The 14540-nt window shown below is 65.6% G+C and carries 11 protein-coding genes; 6 read left to right on the forward strand and 5 right to left on the reverse strand.

All coding sequences use genetic code 11. The features are described from left to right. On the forward strand, positions 1-1110 hold the full coding sequence (locus PX52LOC_RS11145; RefSeq protein WP_149110171.1) for an N-acetylglucosamine-6-phosphate deacetylase: 1110 nt from the start codon (positions 1-3) through the stop codon (positions 1108-1110). Between the two features lie 87 nt (positions 1111-1197). Further along, positions 1198-2289 carry a prenyltransferase/squalene oxidase repeat-containing protein gene (locus tag PX52LOC_RS11150; RefSeq protein WP_149110172.1) on the forward strand — a complete coding sequence of 364 codons (1092 nt, stop codon included), beginning with the start codon at positions 1198-1200 and terminating at the stop codon, positions 2287-2289. Between the two features lie 6 nt (positions 2290-2295). Here PX52LOC_RS11150 and PX52LOC_RS11155 read toward each other — a convergent pair whose 3' ends face one another. After that, complete coding sequence (locus tag PX52LOC_RS11155; protein ID WP_149110173.1) at positions 2296-3855, reverse strand: hypothetical protein; 1560 nt, start codon at positions 3853-3855, stop codon at positions 2296-2298. A gap of 119 nt (positions 3856-3974) precedes the next feature. Between PX52LOC_RS11155 and PX52LOC_RS11160 the strand changes: the two genes are divergently transcribed. Beyond that, a complete protein-coding gene (locus PX52LOC_RS11160) occupies positions 3975-4667 on the forward strand; it encodes an SGNH/GDSL hydrolase family protein (RefSeq protein WP_149110174.1) in 693 nt (230 codons plus the stop codon). An 87-nt stretch (positions 4668-4754) separates the two neighbouring features. On the opposite strand, the gene leuS is transcribed toward PX52LOC_RS11160, so the two are convergent. After that, positions 4755-7571 carry a leucine--tRNA ligase gene (leuS, locus tag PX52LOC_RS11165; protein ID WP_149110175.1) on the reverse strand — a complete coding sequence of 939 codons (2817 nt, stop codon included), beginning with the start codon at positions 7569-7571 and terminating at the stop codon, positions 4755-4757. Between the two features lie 165 nt (positions 7572-7736). Between leuS and PX52LOC_RS11170 the strand changes: the two genes are divergently transcribed. From PX52LOC_RS11170 to PX52LOC_RS11180, 3 genes are read left to right on the forward strand one after another with little or no spacing between them, the layout of a single operon-like run. After that, entirely contained in the window at positions 7737-7976 is a 240-nt protein-coding gene (locus PX52LOC_RS11170; protein WP_168218919.1) for a DUF350 domain-containing protein, read from the forward strand. Position 7977: 1 nt separating this feature from the next. Continuing rightward, positions 7978-8514: a hypothetical protein gene (locus tag PX52LOC_RS11175; protein WP_149110177.1), complete on the forward strand. Its 537-nt coding sequence runs from the start codon at positions 7978-7980 to the stop codon at positions 8512-8514. 4 nt (positions 8515-8518) lie between these two features. After that, a complete protein-coding gene (locus PX52LOC_RS11180) occupies positions 8519-8830 on the forward strand; it encodes a P-II family nitrogen regulator (protein WP_149110178.1) in 312 nt (103 codons plus the stop codon). Here the strand turns inward: PX52LOC_RS11180 and PX52LOC_RS11185 are convergent. The 3 genes from PX52LOC_RS11185 to PX52LOC_RS11195 form a co-directional block, all read right to left on the reverse strand. Then, entirely contained in the window at positions 8827-9522 is a 696-nt protein-coding gene (locus PX52LOC_RS11185) for a two-component system sensor histidine kinase NtrB (RefSeq protein WP_149110179.1), read from the reverse strand. The genes PX52LOC_RS11180 and PX52LOC_RS11185 overlap by 4 nt on opposite strands. A 32-nt stretch (positions 9523-9554) precedes the next feature. Beyond that, positions 9555-10817 (reverse strand): LptF/LptG family permease, encoded by a 1263-nt coding sequence (locus PX52LOC_RS11190; protein WP_149110180.1) that lies wholly within the window; start codon positions 10815-10817, stop codon positions 9555-9557. Positions 10818-10937: 120 nt separating this feature from the next. Continuing rightward, positions 10938-14447: an AsmA family protein gene (locus tag PX52LOC_RS11195; RefSeq protein WP_149110181.1), complete on the reverse strand. Its 3510-nt coding sequence runs from the start codon at positions 14445-14447 to the stop codon at positions 10938-10940. Between the last annotated feature and the right edge of the window lie 93 nt (positions 14448-14540).

Consider the following 14540-nt stretch of genomic DNA (forward strand, 5'->3'; position numbering starts at 1 on the left):
ATGATTCTCACCGCCCGACCCTTCGCCACCGGCGAACCTCTCGCCCTGGAAGTTACCGCCGGCCGCATTACGGCTCTAGCCCCGACTGCGGATTCGTCGGGGCTGCCGTGGGTCGCGCCGTCGTTCTTCGACCCGCAAATCAACGGCTGCCTCGGTCGCGGGTTCGTCTCGCCGGACCTGACGCCGGACGATGTTCGCCTTATCGCTGAGACCTGCCGCGGTCACGGCATCGGTCGCTTCTGCCCGACGCTCATCACGAACAGCTTCGATGCGATTCACCGCGGTTTCGCCACGCTGACGAGGACGCTCGCTGCCGACGCGGAACTGGCGGCGTGGCTGCCGTGCTTCCACCTGGAAGGGCCGTACCTGTCGGGCGAAGACGGGGCACGCGGTGCGCACCCGCGGGAACACACCCGCGACCCGGACTGGGACGAGTTCCGCCGCTGGCAGGACGCGGCCGACGGCCGCATTCGCATGGTGACGGTCGCCCCGGAGCGCGCCGGGGCGTTGCCGTTCATCGAGCGCCTGACGGCCGCGAATGTCGTGGTCGCCATCGGCCACACCCTTGCCACCGGCGAACAGATTCGCGATGCCGTCACTGCCGGGGCGAAAACAAGCACACACCTCGGCAACGGCTGCCCGGCGGTGCTCCCTCGGCACGATAACCCGATCTGGGAACAGTTGGCCTGCGACGAGTTGTTCGCCAGCATCATCGCCGACGGCTACCACCTGCCGCCGGCCGTGGTGAAGTGCATTGTGCGAATGAAGGCCGACCGCGTGCTGCTGACGTGCGACGCGGGCACGCTCGCCGGCCTGCCGCCGGGCCGCTACCGCGACTGGGGAACCGAGATGGAAGTCCTGCCGGGCGGCAAGATCGTGGTCGCGGGCACGCAGTACCTCGCCGGGTCGGGCGTTTTCACCGACGCCTGCGTGGCCGGCGTGATGCGCCTGGGCGGCGTGAACTTGCAAGACGCGATCACGATGGCGAGCGTGCGGCCGCGCGAGTTGCTCGGCGAGCCGGTCCCCCGCATTGCGGTCGGCGAACGAGCAGAGTTGGTGCTGTTCGATCTCGTCGATGGCGAGTTGCGAGTGCGGCAGGTCGTGGGGTAGAAGCGCGGCGTCGGATTTCGTGCTCCCCTCCCGCGGCGTGGTGATTTACACTATCAACACGCCTCCGTTCCTCCGCGAAGCCTTCCCATGCGACTCCTGCTCACCCTCGGCCTCGTGTTCGCGCTCGCCGCACCGGCATCCGCCGCACCGCCGCGCGAGTTGATGGACGAGGCCATCGACCGCGGCCTGATCCACCTCCGCAACCAACAGGGCACCGACGGCAGTTGGCCGGGCGGCGGCTTCGGCATGATGGGCTTCGGCGGGGCCGGCGATCCGGCGATCTCGTCCCTGGCGGTGATGGCGTTCCTGTCGGCCGGGCACGTGCCGGGCGAGGGGAAGCACGGGGCGGCCGTCGAGAAGGGCATCAAGTACGTGATGGGCCAGCAACAGCGGGACGGCCTGTTCGCCGCCGGCGGTGGCGGGAACGCGGAAATGTACTGCCACGGCATCTGCACGCTCATGCTCGCGGAAGCGGCCGGCATGACCGACGGCAAACTCGCCGACGAACTCCGCAAGCGGTTGGAGGCGGCCGTGACGTGCGTTCTCGCCGGGCAGCGGAACGTGAACAGCCCCGACAACGGCGGCTGGCGGTACCACCTCAAGGGGTTCGACGCCGACCTGAGCGTGACCGGCTGGCAACTCATGGCCCTCCGCGGGGCCCGCAACCTCGGCTGCGACGTACCGGCCGACCGCATCAAGCGGGCCGTTGATTACATCAAGCGGTGTCAGGACCCGTTCAGCGGCGGCTTCCGGTACACGGTGAGCGCGCCCGTCACCATCCCGTGTACGGGCACCGCGATCCTCGGGATGGAACTGTGCGGCAAGGAGTATCACCGTGCCCCGGAACTGCTCCGGGCCGGAAAGCTCATCCTGAGTTCGAACCTGAACCCGGCCCAGCAGCACTTCTTCTACGGCATCTACTACACCTCGCAGGGGATGTTCCAACTCGGCGGGAACGAGTGGAAGGCGTACCGGCCGAAGTTGCACGACCTGCTCCTGCGGCAGAACGGCCCGCGGGCGGACGGCTCGTGGCAGAGCGGCGGCGGCCACGACGATCGGCAGCAAGGGTCGAGTTACTGCACGGCGATGGCCATCCTCGCCCTCACAGTTGAGTACCGCTACCTGCCGATCTACCAACGGTTCGAGGAGCCGATCGAGAAGGACGCGATCGACCCGTAACCGGGCCTACCGCTTCGCCCGCCAGTCCACCTTGCCGGGGTAGGCCATCGTCTCGGCCACGAGTTGGTACAACTCCGGGTCGTGGGCCTTCAGCGCTTCCCGCGTCGTGATCGGGTGGTCGGCCTTGTTCGGCGGGTACCCTGTGCCCGTGGCGTCGAAGTACGCTTTCACCCCTTCAACCCAATACTCGGCCCGATCGCGTGCGGCGGGCGTGCCCTTCCACAAGCCCTTTTCGCCGGCCGCTTCGAAGAGCTTCTTCAACTTCGCGTCGAACTCCACGTCGAGCCGCTTCACGCGCAACTCGTACTGCTGTTGCTCCCGCCGCTTGTCGAACGCCGGATCGACCGGCCGCTCGGCGGTGACGGCGTAGATCGCGTGGGCCAAAATGCCGACGAGGGTGGTTTCCCCCGCGAAGGTGTCGCTCGGCGTGCCGAGGACGTTCTCTTCCGGCACGACCATCAGCTTGCGGTCCTTCGCGTAGCGGTGGTAACGGGGCAGGTCGGAGCCGGCCTTCTCCTTCGCGTCGGCGAACTCCGGCAGGTCGCTCAGTTTCTCGCCGCGGGCCAGCACGACAAGCCGCGAGCCGTCCGCGATCATCGCCTTCAGGATGTCATGGCGGTACGCGAACATCTTGCGAACGGTATCGTTCGCCTTCAGCATCGCCTCGTCGCGAACCTTCGGCGAACCGAGGACGGGGAACTCGCGGGCCAGCGTGAACTTGGTGTAGTGGGCGTCGAACACGAACTTCTTCGGCGGCGCGATCACGCTCGGCTGTTGCCGCACGGGCGTGTACCGCCAGTCGTCGGTCGGCTTCAGGTTGAACGTCGTGCGGACCAACTCGTAACCGTCGGGGTCGTACTGCTTGAGTTGCTCCCGCGTGCCGACGGGGCCGTGGTTCCAGTTGTTGACGCGGTTACAGTCGAAGTACGACTGTGCGATCTCGGCCCAGTACTCGGCCTGGTTGCCGGCGGCGTAAGCGTTCTGCCACAGGCCGGCGGCGATGGCCTTCTTGTACACGTCCCCGAGCCGCCGCCGCCACGACGGGTCCATGCGGGTCAGGGCGGCGTCGATGGTGTGGCAGAACTCGTGGACGGCGATGCTCTCGTCGTCGTAGCGGTCGAGCGGCAGGTTCAACAGGTTCTCTTCGCCGAAACTCGTGACGCCGAGGCCGCCGGTCCCGCGGACGCGCTCGTTGAGGTACGCCGGGTTCGGGTTGTTACGGTATTCCGGCATGTCGGTGTAGACCTGATCCTTGCCGATGACGATGAGCCGCGTGCCGACCTTGCCCATCGTTTGCAGCACGTCCGGTCGCCCGGCGAGCAGGTGCGTGACGATCTCGTGCGTGCGGCGAAGGGCGTCGTCGTCCACGACCGCCGCGGCCGCGATGGACAACCCCTGCATGTCGAGGTGCTTGGCGTAGAACTTCTTCGCCGCCTCACGGTCGCGCTCGTTGAACTTCGCGAAGAACGCTTCCGGCGGGGCCGTGACCGCCAGCGGCTTCTCTTGAGCGACCGCAGAGACGGCGGCGAACAGGGTCAACGCGACGGCGAGTCGGTGCGCGAGCATGGGGCAACCTCGTCGGGGGGAAATTGCCGGCCGCCGCTTGACGTTCGGCCGGTGGAGAATCATCCTAGCTCCGTTCGCCCTCGCGAACGCACTCTCTTCCCTTTCAGGATTGTCCCACCATGCGTTTCCTCGCACTCCTGGCCGTTGCCGCGACGACCTGCACCGCCTTCGCCGCCGACAAAGAGATGGCGGCCCCCTTGAAGAAGGGCGAGCGGATCGTCTTCCTCGGCGACTCGATCACTCAGGGCGGCGTCAGCCCGAAGGGGTACGTTACCGTTGTCAAGAACACGCTGGCCGAGAAGCACAAGGACCTCGGCATCGAGGTCATCGGGGCCGGCATCGGTGGGAACAAGGTGCCGGACCTGCAAAAGCGGTTGGAGAAGGACGTGCTGGCCAAGAAGCCGACGTTGGTGGTCATCTACATCGGCATCAACGACGTGTGGCACGGCGAGAAGGACCCAGCGAAGGGCACGTCGAAAGAGAAGTTCGAGGCCGGACTGAAGGAGATCATCGGCAAGATCAAGGACGCCGGTGCCCGCGTGGTGCTGTGTACGCCGAGCGTGATCGGCGAGAAGAAGGCCGGCGCGAACAAGCTCGACAAGCAACTCGACGAGTACTCCGAAATCAGCCGGAAAGTTGCGAAGGAGACCGGCAGCACGCTGTGCGACCTGCGGAAGGCGTTCACGGAACACCTGGAGAAAGCGAACAAAGACGACGCGGAATCGAAGGTTCTGACGAGTGACCGCGTCCACTTGAACGACGCTGGCAACAAGTTCGTCGCCGACACGATCCTGGCGACGATCGACAAGTAAGTGCGGGATTCGGAATGCGGAACGCGGAATTCGGAATGAGAGCCAGAAGAGGTTTTCATTCCGAATTCCGCGTTCCGCATTCCGAATTCATCCAACCACCAAGTTCACCATCTGCGGCGGCTTCGCAATCACCTTCTTGATCGTCTTGCCGCCGACCGCCTCGATCACCTTCGCGTCGGCCCGGGCGGCCGCTTCCAGGCCGGCCGCGTCGATGCCGGCCGGCACCGTCAGTACCGCCTTCAGTTTACCGTTGACCTGCACCGGAATCTCGATGCTGTCGGCCTTCGTCAGTGCCGGGTCGAACTTTGGCCACGGCTCGTAGGCGAGCGTGGTCGTATGGCCGAGCGCCGCCCACAGTTCCTCCGCGGCGTGCGGCGCGTAGGGGGCGAGCAGCAGGAGAAACGGTTCCATCACTGCCTTCGGCCGCACGTCTTGCTTGGTGAAGTAGTTCGTGAACTCCATCATCGTCGCGATGGCGGTGTTGAAGCTCAAGCGTTCTGTATCCTCACCGACCTTCTGAATCGTGCGGTGCAGCACCCGCAACGCTTCCTTATCCGGCTCGACATCCTTGACGCTCGGATTCAGTTTCAGGGTGTCGGTCGCGTCGTCGGTCAGCATCCGCCACACGCGGCCGAGGAAGCGGTAGACGCCTTCGACGCCCTTCGTGCTCCACGGCTTAACCGCTTCGAGCGGCCCCATGAACATCTCGAACAATCGCAGGCTGTCGGCCCCGTACTCCTTCACCACGTCGTCGGGGTTGATGACGTTGCCGCGGGACTTCGACATCTTCTCGGCCTTGGCCGTCAACTCGATCTTCGGCGAGGCCAGGTACGTTTTCCCCTTCTCCTTGAAGATCTTCTCGTCGGGAAGGTCAACGAACACGCCCGCCGCCTCGTCCCGGAACTTCAACACGTAGGTTGGAACCTTGTCCTCTTCCTCGGGCTTTCTCAAAGTTCCCGTGATCTCCACTGCCACCAGGCTCTGTTGGTGTTTCTCGAAGTCGGCAACAGAGCAGTGGTACTCGTACTCGCCCAGGATCATGCCTTGATTGACGAGTTTCTGGAACGGCTCGGGGCAGTACACGTAGCCGCGGTCGAACAGCACCTTGTGCCAGAACCGCGAGTACAGCAGGTGCAAGACGGCGTGCTCGGCCCCGCCGATGTACAGGTCCACCGGCAGCCAGTGCTTCAGTTTCGCGGGGTCGGCGAAGGCGTGCGGGTTCTTCGGGTCAATGAACCGCAGGAAGTACCAGCACGACCCGGCCCACTGCGGCATGGTGTTCGTCTCGCGGCGGTACGTGACGCCGTCGCGGGTGACGGTCAGCCAGTCGGTCGCCTTTGCCAGCGGGCCGTCGGGGCTGCCGGTCGGCTTGTAGTCGGTCATCTCTGGCAGCGTCAGCGGCAGATCACTGACCGGCAGCGGGATGACCGTGTCGTCGGCCCCGTGCAGCACCGGGAACGGCTCGCCCCAGTACCGCTGCCGACTGAACAGCCAGTCGCGGAGCTTGTAGTTGATCTTCCGCGTGCCGAGTTGGTTCGCCTCCAAGTGGGCGATGATCTTCTCCTTCGCAGCCGTCGTATCGAGGCCGTTCAGGTCGCCGGAGTTCATCGCCACGCCGTCGTCGGTGTACGCGGCCGTCAGGTTGTCGACGGTGCTCCCGGTGTCCTTCAGCCACTTCGCGTTGGGCGTGACGACGGTGACCAGCGGCAGGGCGAATTGCTTCGCGAACTCGAAGTCGCGCTCGTCGTGAGCGGGCACGGCCATGATCGCCCCGGTGCCGTAGCTGGTGAGTACGTAGTCGGCGATCCAGATGGGAATCCGTTCGCAGTTTACGGGATTGACCGCGTAGGCCCCGGTGAACACGCCGGTCTTCTTCTTGGCCAACTCGGTACGGTCGAAGTCGGACTTCCGTGCGGACGCTTCCTGGTAGCTTCGAACGGCTTCGCGTTGGTCCGGCGTGGTGATGACATCGACCAGCCGGTGTTCCGGCGACAGCACCATGTAGGTTGCGCCGTAGAGCGTGTCGGGACGGGTTGTGTACACCGTGACCGAAAGCCCACCCGACGCGACGGGTGGGCTTTGCCCCAGAATATCAAATACGACCTCCGCCCCTTCGCTCTTGCCGATCCAGTTCCGTTGCATCTGCTTGATGCTCTCGGACCAGTCGAGCGGGTCCAGGTCGCTTAGCAGACGGTCGGCATACGCCGTGATGCGCATGAGCCATTGCGTCAGCGGTTGCCGCACGACGGGGTAGCCGCCGCGCTCGCTCTTGCCGTCGATCACTTCCTCGTTGGCCAGCACTGTGCCGAGTTCCGGGCACCAGTTCACCGGCTGCTCGTTGCGGTACGCTAGGCGGTACGGCTCCTGGTACTTTCGCACCGCGTCCGGGCCGCGCAACTGCACTTCCTCGGGGATCGGCAGTTCGCTGATCGGCCGGCCCTTCTTCTGAATCGGGTCGTACCATGTTTCGTAGATCGTCAGGAAGATCCACTGCGTCCAGCGGAAGTAGGCCGGGTCGGTCGTGTCGACTTCGCGGTCCCAGTCGTAGCTGAAGCCGAGGCTCTTGATCTGCCGGCGGAAGTTGTCGATGTTGTTCTTCGTGTTCGTGCTCGGGTGCTCGCCGGTCTGCACGGCGTGCTGCTCCGCGGGCAGGCCGAAGGCGTCCCAGCCCATCGGGTGCAGGACGTGGAAGCCGTTCATCCGCTTGAAGCGGGCGAGGATGTCCGTGGCCGTGTAGCCTTCCGGGTGGCCGACGTGCAGGCCGCTGCCGCTCGGATACGGGAACATGTCGAGGATGTAATACTTCGGCTTACCCTCGGAGTCGTCTTCGGTGCGGAAGGTCTTGTTCGTTTCCCAGAACTGCTGCCACCGGGGTTCGATGTCAGCGGGGTTGTAGCTCGGCATTTCGGTCACCTGGTGATAAAGTCGTCCTGTTTGGGTACGGTCGCGGGGGAACGGCGTCAATCAAGGGAGCATCAGGAAGCGGGAAAGGTTCTCGCACCGATGGCGTTGTCTTCGCCGCAAATCCCGGCTACGCTGGGGCGAATCCCTTTCCGCCGGAGGATCGCCATGCTGTTCGCCGATGACCCGTGGTTCGCCAAGACGTTCGAATCGTCACTGCTCGCCGCCGCCGCGTTCGGGCTGTTGGGCATCGTGATGCTGGCGATCGGGTTTAAAGTCTTCGAACTCATCACGCCGCGGGTCGATCTGGAGAAGGAACTCGCCGAGAAGAACGTCGCCGTCGGCATCGTCGTCGGGGCGCTCCTGCTCGGCATCGCCATGATCGTCACACGGGCCATCGGCGGGTGACATGCGCAAGAGTCGAACCATCAACCTGCTCCTCCTCGGTGGCGGCATGTTCGCCTTCTGTGCCTGCCTGTGCAGCGGGTGCGGGCGGAACAATCCGACCGAGGTGAGTGCCCCCTACGATCCGCCGTGGCACGACGCGAACGGCAACGCCATCGCGAAAGAGTGGAACACTGACGCCGACGGCCACCGCACGCCGACTCAGCCGCCTTACGACGCGAACGGCAAGCCGATTGCCTTCGACGCGAACGGCAACCCCGTCCCGCCGGCCGGCACCACGCATTCCGGTTATTCGTCGAGTTCGTCGCACTACCACCGCACCGGCGGCTGGTTCCCGTATATCTTCTCCACTCGCTCGACGCCGAGTTACGGCCCGACGTACCGTTCCGGGCCGACGAACACCGGCTCGACGTACTTCGGCGGCTCGAAGCCGAACAGCAGTTCGCCGCCGGCCAAGTCGTCGGGTGGCAGTTCGAGCAGCGGGTCTGTCAGTCGGGGCGGGTTCGGCGGCTCGGCCGCGAGCGCATCGAGTGGGAGCTGATCGCGTGCAGCAACTCATCATCGTGGTGAAGCCGTTCCGGGCGGAAGCGGTGTTGGCCCTCCTCGCCGAGTTCGGCGTGGCCGCGTGCGTGGTCCGCGAGGCGAAGGGGTACGGCCGGCAGAAGGGCTACCTGAACCGCTACCGCGGCAGCGAGTACAACACCGCCTATTTGCCGAAGGTCGAGATCACCGTCTGGGTGGCTGACGAGCAGCGACAGGAGATGGTGGAAGCTGTGGCGAAGGTCGCCCGCACCGGCCGCATCGGCGACGGGAAACTCTTCGTGGTGCCGACGGCGTGGGAGATGATCGAGTTTTAACCGACCGCGACCGGCAGGCGGAGCGTGAACTTCGTGCCGCGGCCGACTTCGCTCTGCACGGTCATGGTGCCGCCGTGGGCGACGACGATCTTGCGGGCCGTCGCGAGGCCGAGGCCGTTGCCGTCGGCCTTCGTCGTCTGGAACGGCTTGAACAGTTTCGCCCGCACCTCCGGCGGAATGCCGACGCCGGTGTCGATCACGTCGAGCTCCACGAAGTCGCCATCGGCCCGCGCTTGCAGCGTCAGCGTGCCGCCGTTCGGCATCGCGTCCTCGGCGTTCAGCATGAGGTTCAACAACACCTTCTCGAACATTTCGCGGTCGAGCAGAACCCGCGGCAGGTCGGCGGCCGGGTACCAACTCACGATGACGTTCTGCAAGCGGGCCGTCGGCGCGAGGAAGTCCACCATCCGGCCGACGACTTCTTCCAGTCTCGTCGGCTCGCGGTGCAGGTCTTCGACGCGGGCGAACCGCAGGAAGTCGTTCGAGAGATCGACGAGCCGCTGACACTCCGATGTCATCAGTTGGATGCGTTCCAACGCCCGCCGCTCGCGTTGCGTCTCGGGGTTCTCGAAGTCTTCGCCGAGCAGTTGCAGGTTGAGCAGCACCGTGCCGAGGTGGTTCTTCATGTCGTGGATGAAGCCGCCCGTCGTCTCGGCGAGGTCGATGAACTGCTGCGTGACGGCGTCGGACATGCGAGAACCCTCGGCGGGAGCATGTCACCAGTTTATCGGCGGATCAGCTTCAGGATCAGCACGACGGCGGCGGCCGACACGATCGCGTCGGCGGCGAACACGCCGATGGGGAGGGGCACCTTGCCGTCGCGGCCCATGTTCGAGCCGGCGAGCAACAGCGGGTAGTACACGGCCACCGTCGGCAAGAAGCACGTCACGAACGAACTCAGGTAGTCGGCCCGGTTCGCGCGGATGCCGACCGGGCAGCCGAGGATGGCGAACACCAAGCAGCCCAGCGACAACGCCGGCCGCATGTAGTACTCGTTCTCGGTGTTCCGCATTTGGCGGAGCTGCTCATTAATGTAATAGGTCAGGCCCTCCACCGTCTTCAACCAGTGCGTTCGGATGTTCACGTCCGTGCTTTGACTCGCCAACTGTTCGGCCTCACGTCGTTTGTCCTCAAGCCCGGCCACGATTTCCCGGTACTCGTTGGCCTTCTCCGGCAATTCGTCCCAGATCAGGTTCATCGGCCGGTTCTTCACGTCCTTCTGCGAAAACACGTCCGGCAGCGGCACGCCCATCGGCCGGTTGGCGTCCGTTGTAATCTCCGTGACGCCGTCGCCGCCACGCCAGCGGTCGGGGTCGATAAAAAGCATTGGTTGCTCGTTCGGGTGCTCGGCGTCCGGCAGAACCACCCGAAGCTTCGCCTCGCGTGCCCGGACCACGAAATCGTAGTCGCCGGTGTCCACGTCCTTCCCGTTGCCGTCCTTCTGCATTTTCTTCCGCTTCACCACCACGTCCATTAGTCGTTGGCCGACCACGTCGCGGACGTGGATGACGTAGGGGAAGTTCGTCGCCTTGAACGTGCGGTCCCGCTTGAGCAGGTTGTAGAGCAACTCTTCCGGGTTCCTGAGCAGCCGCCGTTGCAGTTCGGTTTGGGTGTGCGGGATGACGCTGTGCGCCAGGGCGAACGTCGCGGCCGAGGCGATCAGACCGAGGATGAACGCGGGGCGGAGGATCGTGTGCAGGTTGACGCCGGCGGCCTTCATGGCGACCGCCTCGTTGTCGTGGGCGATGCGGCCGTAGACCACGCACGAGGCGAACAGCGTCGTCGCCGGGATCGTGTACGGCAGCGTGTACGGGACCAGCAGCGGGATCGCTTGCAGCGTCTGGAGCATCGACAGGCCGAGTTGGTTCGCCTGTTGGATGACGAGGCCGATGAGGAACAGCCCGGTCAGGCCGGTCAGCGTGAGCGCGAACACCTTCACGAGTTCCCAGAAGATCACGCGATGCAAAATGCCGCCGAGCAGAAACACTTGTCGTCTCCCGTTGGGCTTTCGCCGCTGCGGATGAAGGGGTGAACGGGTGACACGGTGAAGGGGTGAGAAAACCTCTTCTGCCTTTTCACCCCTTCACCGTGTCACCCGTTCACCCCTTCATTTCTCGCCCGTCGCTCGTGCCGTCGGCGACCGGCCGGCTCGCGCTCGCACCCGGTCGGCCACCGCCTTGAACGGGTCGGTTACGAACGGTACGACCCGCGGCTCGTACTTCATCTCGCCGTCCGGCTTTCGCGTTACCTCGATCTTGAACAGCTTCTCGCTCACCACCGCCGTCACGTCGCCGAACGGCGTCGTCAGCCACCGCTGCAAGGTCTGTGACCAGATCGTGTAGAAGTCGAACTTCACGTACTGCCCGGTCGTGTCCATCTCGCCGGACCCGCCGAGGCTGATCGCCGAGCCGAGCAGGTCCACGTGGTCCACCCGCACGCGGTCGCCGCGGAGCGTGAACGTCGCGTGGGCCTCCTCGAAGGCCGTCTTGTTGGGCGCTTCCAACTTCAGCGCCTTCAAGAGGGCCGCGAGCGGCGGCAGGTTGTAAATGTGGCCGCGGTCCACGTCGGCTTTGCCGTAGCCGGTCAGGATCGTGCGGCCGGTCGTCGCGTCGGCGGCCGTTTCCAGCAGGATACTGCCCTGCGCGGCCCCCTCCAGCTTCGCGCCGCTGCCCACGTTGTGGAACTTCGCCACGTCTTCTAATCGAATATCGGTCGCCGTGAGCGAGAGTCTATACCGGACCGGGTCGGAAAGTACAACGCGACCCGTGCCGCCGACGGTCCCGTTGAACAGGGTGCCCTGTAGGTCCGTAAACTTGAACGCCGACGGGAGCCGCCCGCCGGGCTTCGTGGCGTCCGGTTCCTGCGCGTCGGCGTCGAACGTCGCCTTCACCGCCGTGGCCGGGTTCGACGCGATCAGCACCGAATCGAGCCAAAGATTGCCGTTCACTTTCCCGAGGTGCGTCGGGTGGTAGCGGCCGGTACAGGCGACTTTGCCGACGGCCTTCTCGCACGGTACGCCCGCGTCGAAGGCCGCCCCATCGAGGCGAATCTCCCCATTCCAGTAGACTTCCGGGTCGCGCTCGACGGGCGGCAGAGCGTCCGGCAAGGCGAGCGAAGCGACGGCGGTCGATTCCGGCGGCGTCAGCACGACGAAGTGCTTGAACGTCAGTTCGGCCGGCCCGCGGAGGTTCATGTCCTTCACACCGTCGCGGAGACCACGGGGCAGGGCGGTGATAAGAGCGTCGTCCACGATTAGCGGCGCGACGTCCATCTTGCCGAGGTTCGCATAAACGCGGCCGTCGTCGTAGAACCGCACGTCCGCGGCGTTCAGGCCGAGCTTCGACGGGCCGTGACGGGCGACGAAGTGCTCCAACTTCACCCGATCGCCCTCGTACTTCAGGTGGCCCGACAACTCGTCGAGGCGGTAGGCGAAGAAGGACGGGGTGACGCTCGGCCCTTCGAAGTTGAACGCGAGTTTGAGGTCCGTGGACGGGTCGAAGTTCGTGGTGGCCGCCGGCCGGGTGAGGGCCGTGAGTTGCTCGACCGGCGAGACGGCCGTGAGCGATACGAGCGGCCCGTCGCCGCGCTGGGGGGCGGGGTTGGGCTTCGCCCGGTCGAGCAGGTCCACGTCCACGGCGAATGAGAGTTTCCCCCGCGGCTGCAGCACGTCCCACAGCGTGCCGAGTTTGACCGCCGTCAGCGACTCGCGGAACTGCTCGTCGATGGGGCAGTCCTTCCCCCAGACGTGCAGGACGACGCGGCGGTCCTTGCTGTCCGGGACGGCGTCGTTGTCCCCCTTCATCCAGATCGTGCCGCCGCCGTGGCGGGCGGTCACGTCGCGGATTTCGATGCGGTCCGTCTCCGGTAGCGGGGCGATCGGCTCGCCGGGGCGGACCGGCCGCCGCCCGTCGTTGGTCGTCACGAAGATGTTTACCTTCGCGCGAACCTGGTCGAGCGAGTACGGGAAGGCCTTGTAGTTCACCGTCCCGTCGTACACGCTCAGGCGGAATGTGTTCTCGACGAGGTTCACGCCCGCCTGCTGCTTCACGTCCACCGCGAAGTCTCCGCGGCCGGTCGGGTGCAGCGAGCGCAACAGGGCCGCATGCCGCTTCGACGCGAGGGCGTCGAACAACTGGTCGTTGATGGGGACGTTGTTGCCGGTGATCTTCAGTGCGAGGGCCGGGTCGGGGCCGGAACCGCGGACGCTCCCCTTCACGTCGATCCGCTGCCCACCGGCCGTGCCGGTGAGTTCGACCTTCGCGTCCTCGCCGTCCGGCGTCACGGTCTGGCGGATCAGTCCGGTCACGTCGGTGAGCGGGTAGCGGAACTTATCGTACACCACCGCGAGCTTCGTCGGGCGGAAGTCGAACTCGCGCTTCCACGCTTCCGGCGTCGGCCGGTTGAACCGGTAGCCGACGGCCACGGTCCCGGTCGGGCTGAACTTGGCCCGGTACTTCTTTACCTCGTCGGGCAGGCGGTCGAAGAAGGCGTCGTCGAGGCTCAGGTCGCGGAGCGTGACTTCGATGCGTTCCAGGGTCTCTTCGAACTTCGTGACGGCCGACGCCGTGGCGTCGCCGGCGATGGGTCGCGAGGCGAGCCGGGCGGGAACCTCACGGCTCGACGGGGCCGGGATCGGCACGACCGGCGGCGGGCCGACGAGCGGGCGGGTTTCCAGCGTTAAATCGAGGGTGGCCGGGCCGAGCTTCGCCGACAAGTTCTCGACCGTGACCTTGCCGTCCTTGAACATCGCCGCCGCCTGGATTGCCGTCAGAGGGGAGGGCAGCAGGGCGTGTTCGAAGTGGCCGTCGCGGAGTGTGAAATGCACATCGTACTTCGTCGGGCGGCCCGGTTCGCTCTCCCACTCGGCCTTCACGTCCACCCGCCCCGTCAGCGGTTTGATGTACTCGACCGCGTCGGGTTGAACCGTGGCGATCACCCCCGCGAGCGGCGAACCGAGTGGCACGTCGGGCAGGTCTGCCCGCAGTGACAGTTGCCCGGTGCCGCGATTCAGGCGGGCGGCGAGCGAGAACCGCACGGCGAGTTGGTCCGCCACGGACGCGCGGGCCGATCCCTTGACGTTCAGGAACAGCGGGGCGGGGTCGTTGATGAGTGTGAAGTTCGCATCGGTCAGCGTGACTCGCGGCAGCTTCTTCGGGCTGCGGTCGACGACGTGAACCGTTGCCTTGTTGACCACGAACATCGGCAAGGCCGCCGCCGTCGGGCCGGGTGAACTCAGCCCTTCAAGGCCCCACCGGCCGTTTGGCAGGCGTTCGAGCGTCAGTTCCGGGCCGTCGAGTTCGATCTTGCGGATCGCCAACCGGCCGCGGTTGATCTCTTCCTTGTCGTGGTAGATCGTGCCGACGGGTGCGCGGAAGAACGGCTCGGTCGCCCCCTTCTGAGTGATGGTCAGGTCGCGGACGGAGATGCCGCCGAAGACGCGAATCTGGGCCGAGCCGACGGTGACGGTGGTGTCCGGGAACTGTTCGCCGAGGGTGGAGAGGAGCGACGCCCGCACCGCTTCCGGGCTGACGTAGGACTGTGCCCACCAAACGCCGTACCCCACGGCCGTCAGGACCGCGAGAATGACGCCGCGAATAATCCACGTGCGGAGGGCCATCCGTTGCCGTCCGGGGGCGAGTACAACCGGGAGGCATTCCCGGCGGAGCGGGATGATAAGCGGGCGAAGGGAAACCGTCAACGTGGAGTGGGA

The sequence above is a fragment of the Limnoglobus roseus genome (assembly GCF_008254045.1).
GTDB classification, from domain to species: domain Bacteria; phylum Planctomycetota; class Planctomycetia; order Gemmatales; family Gemmataceae; genus Limnoglobus; species Limnoglobus roseus.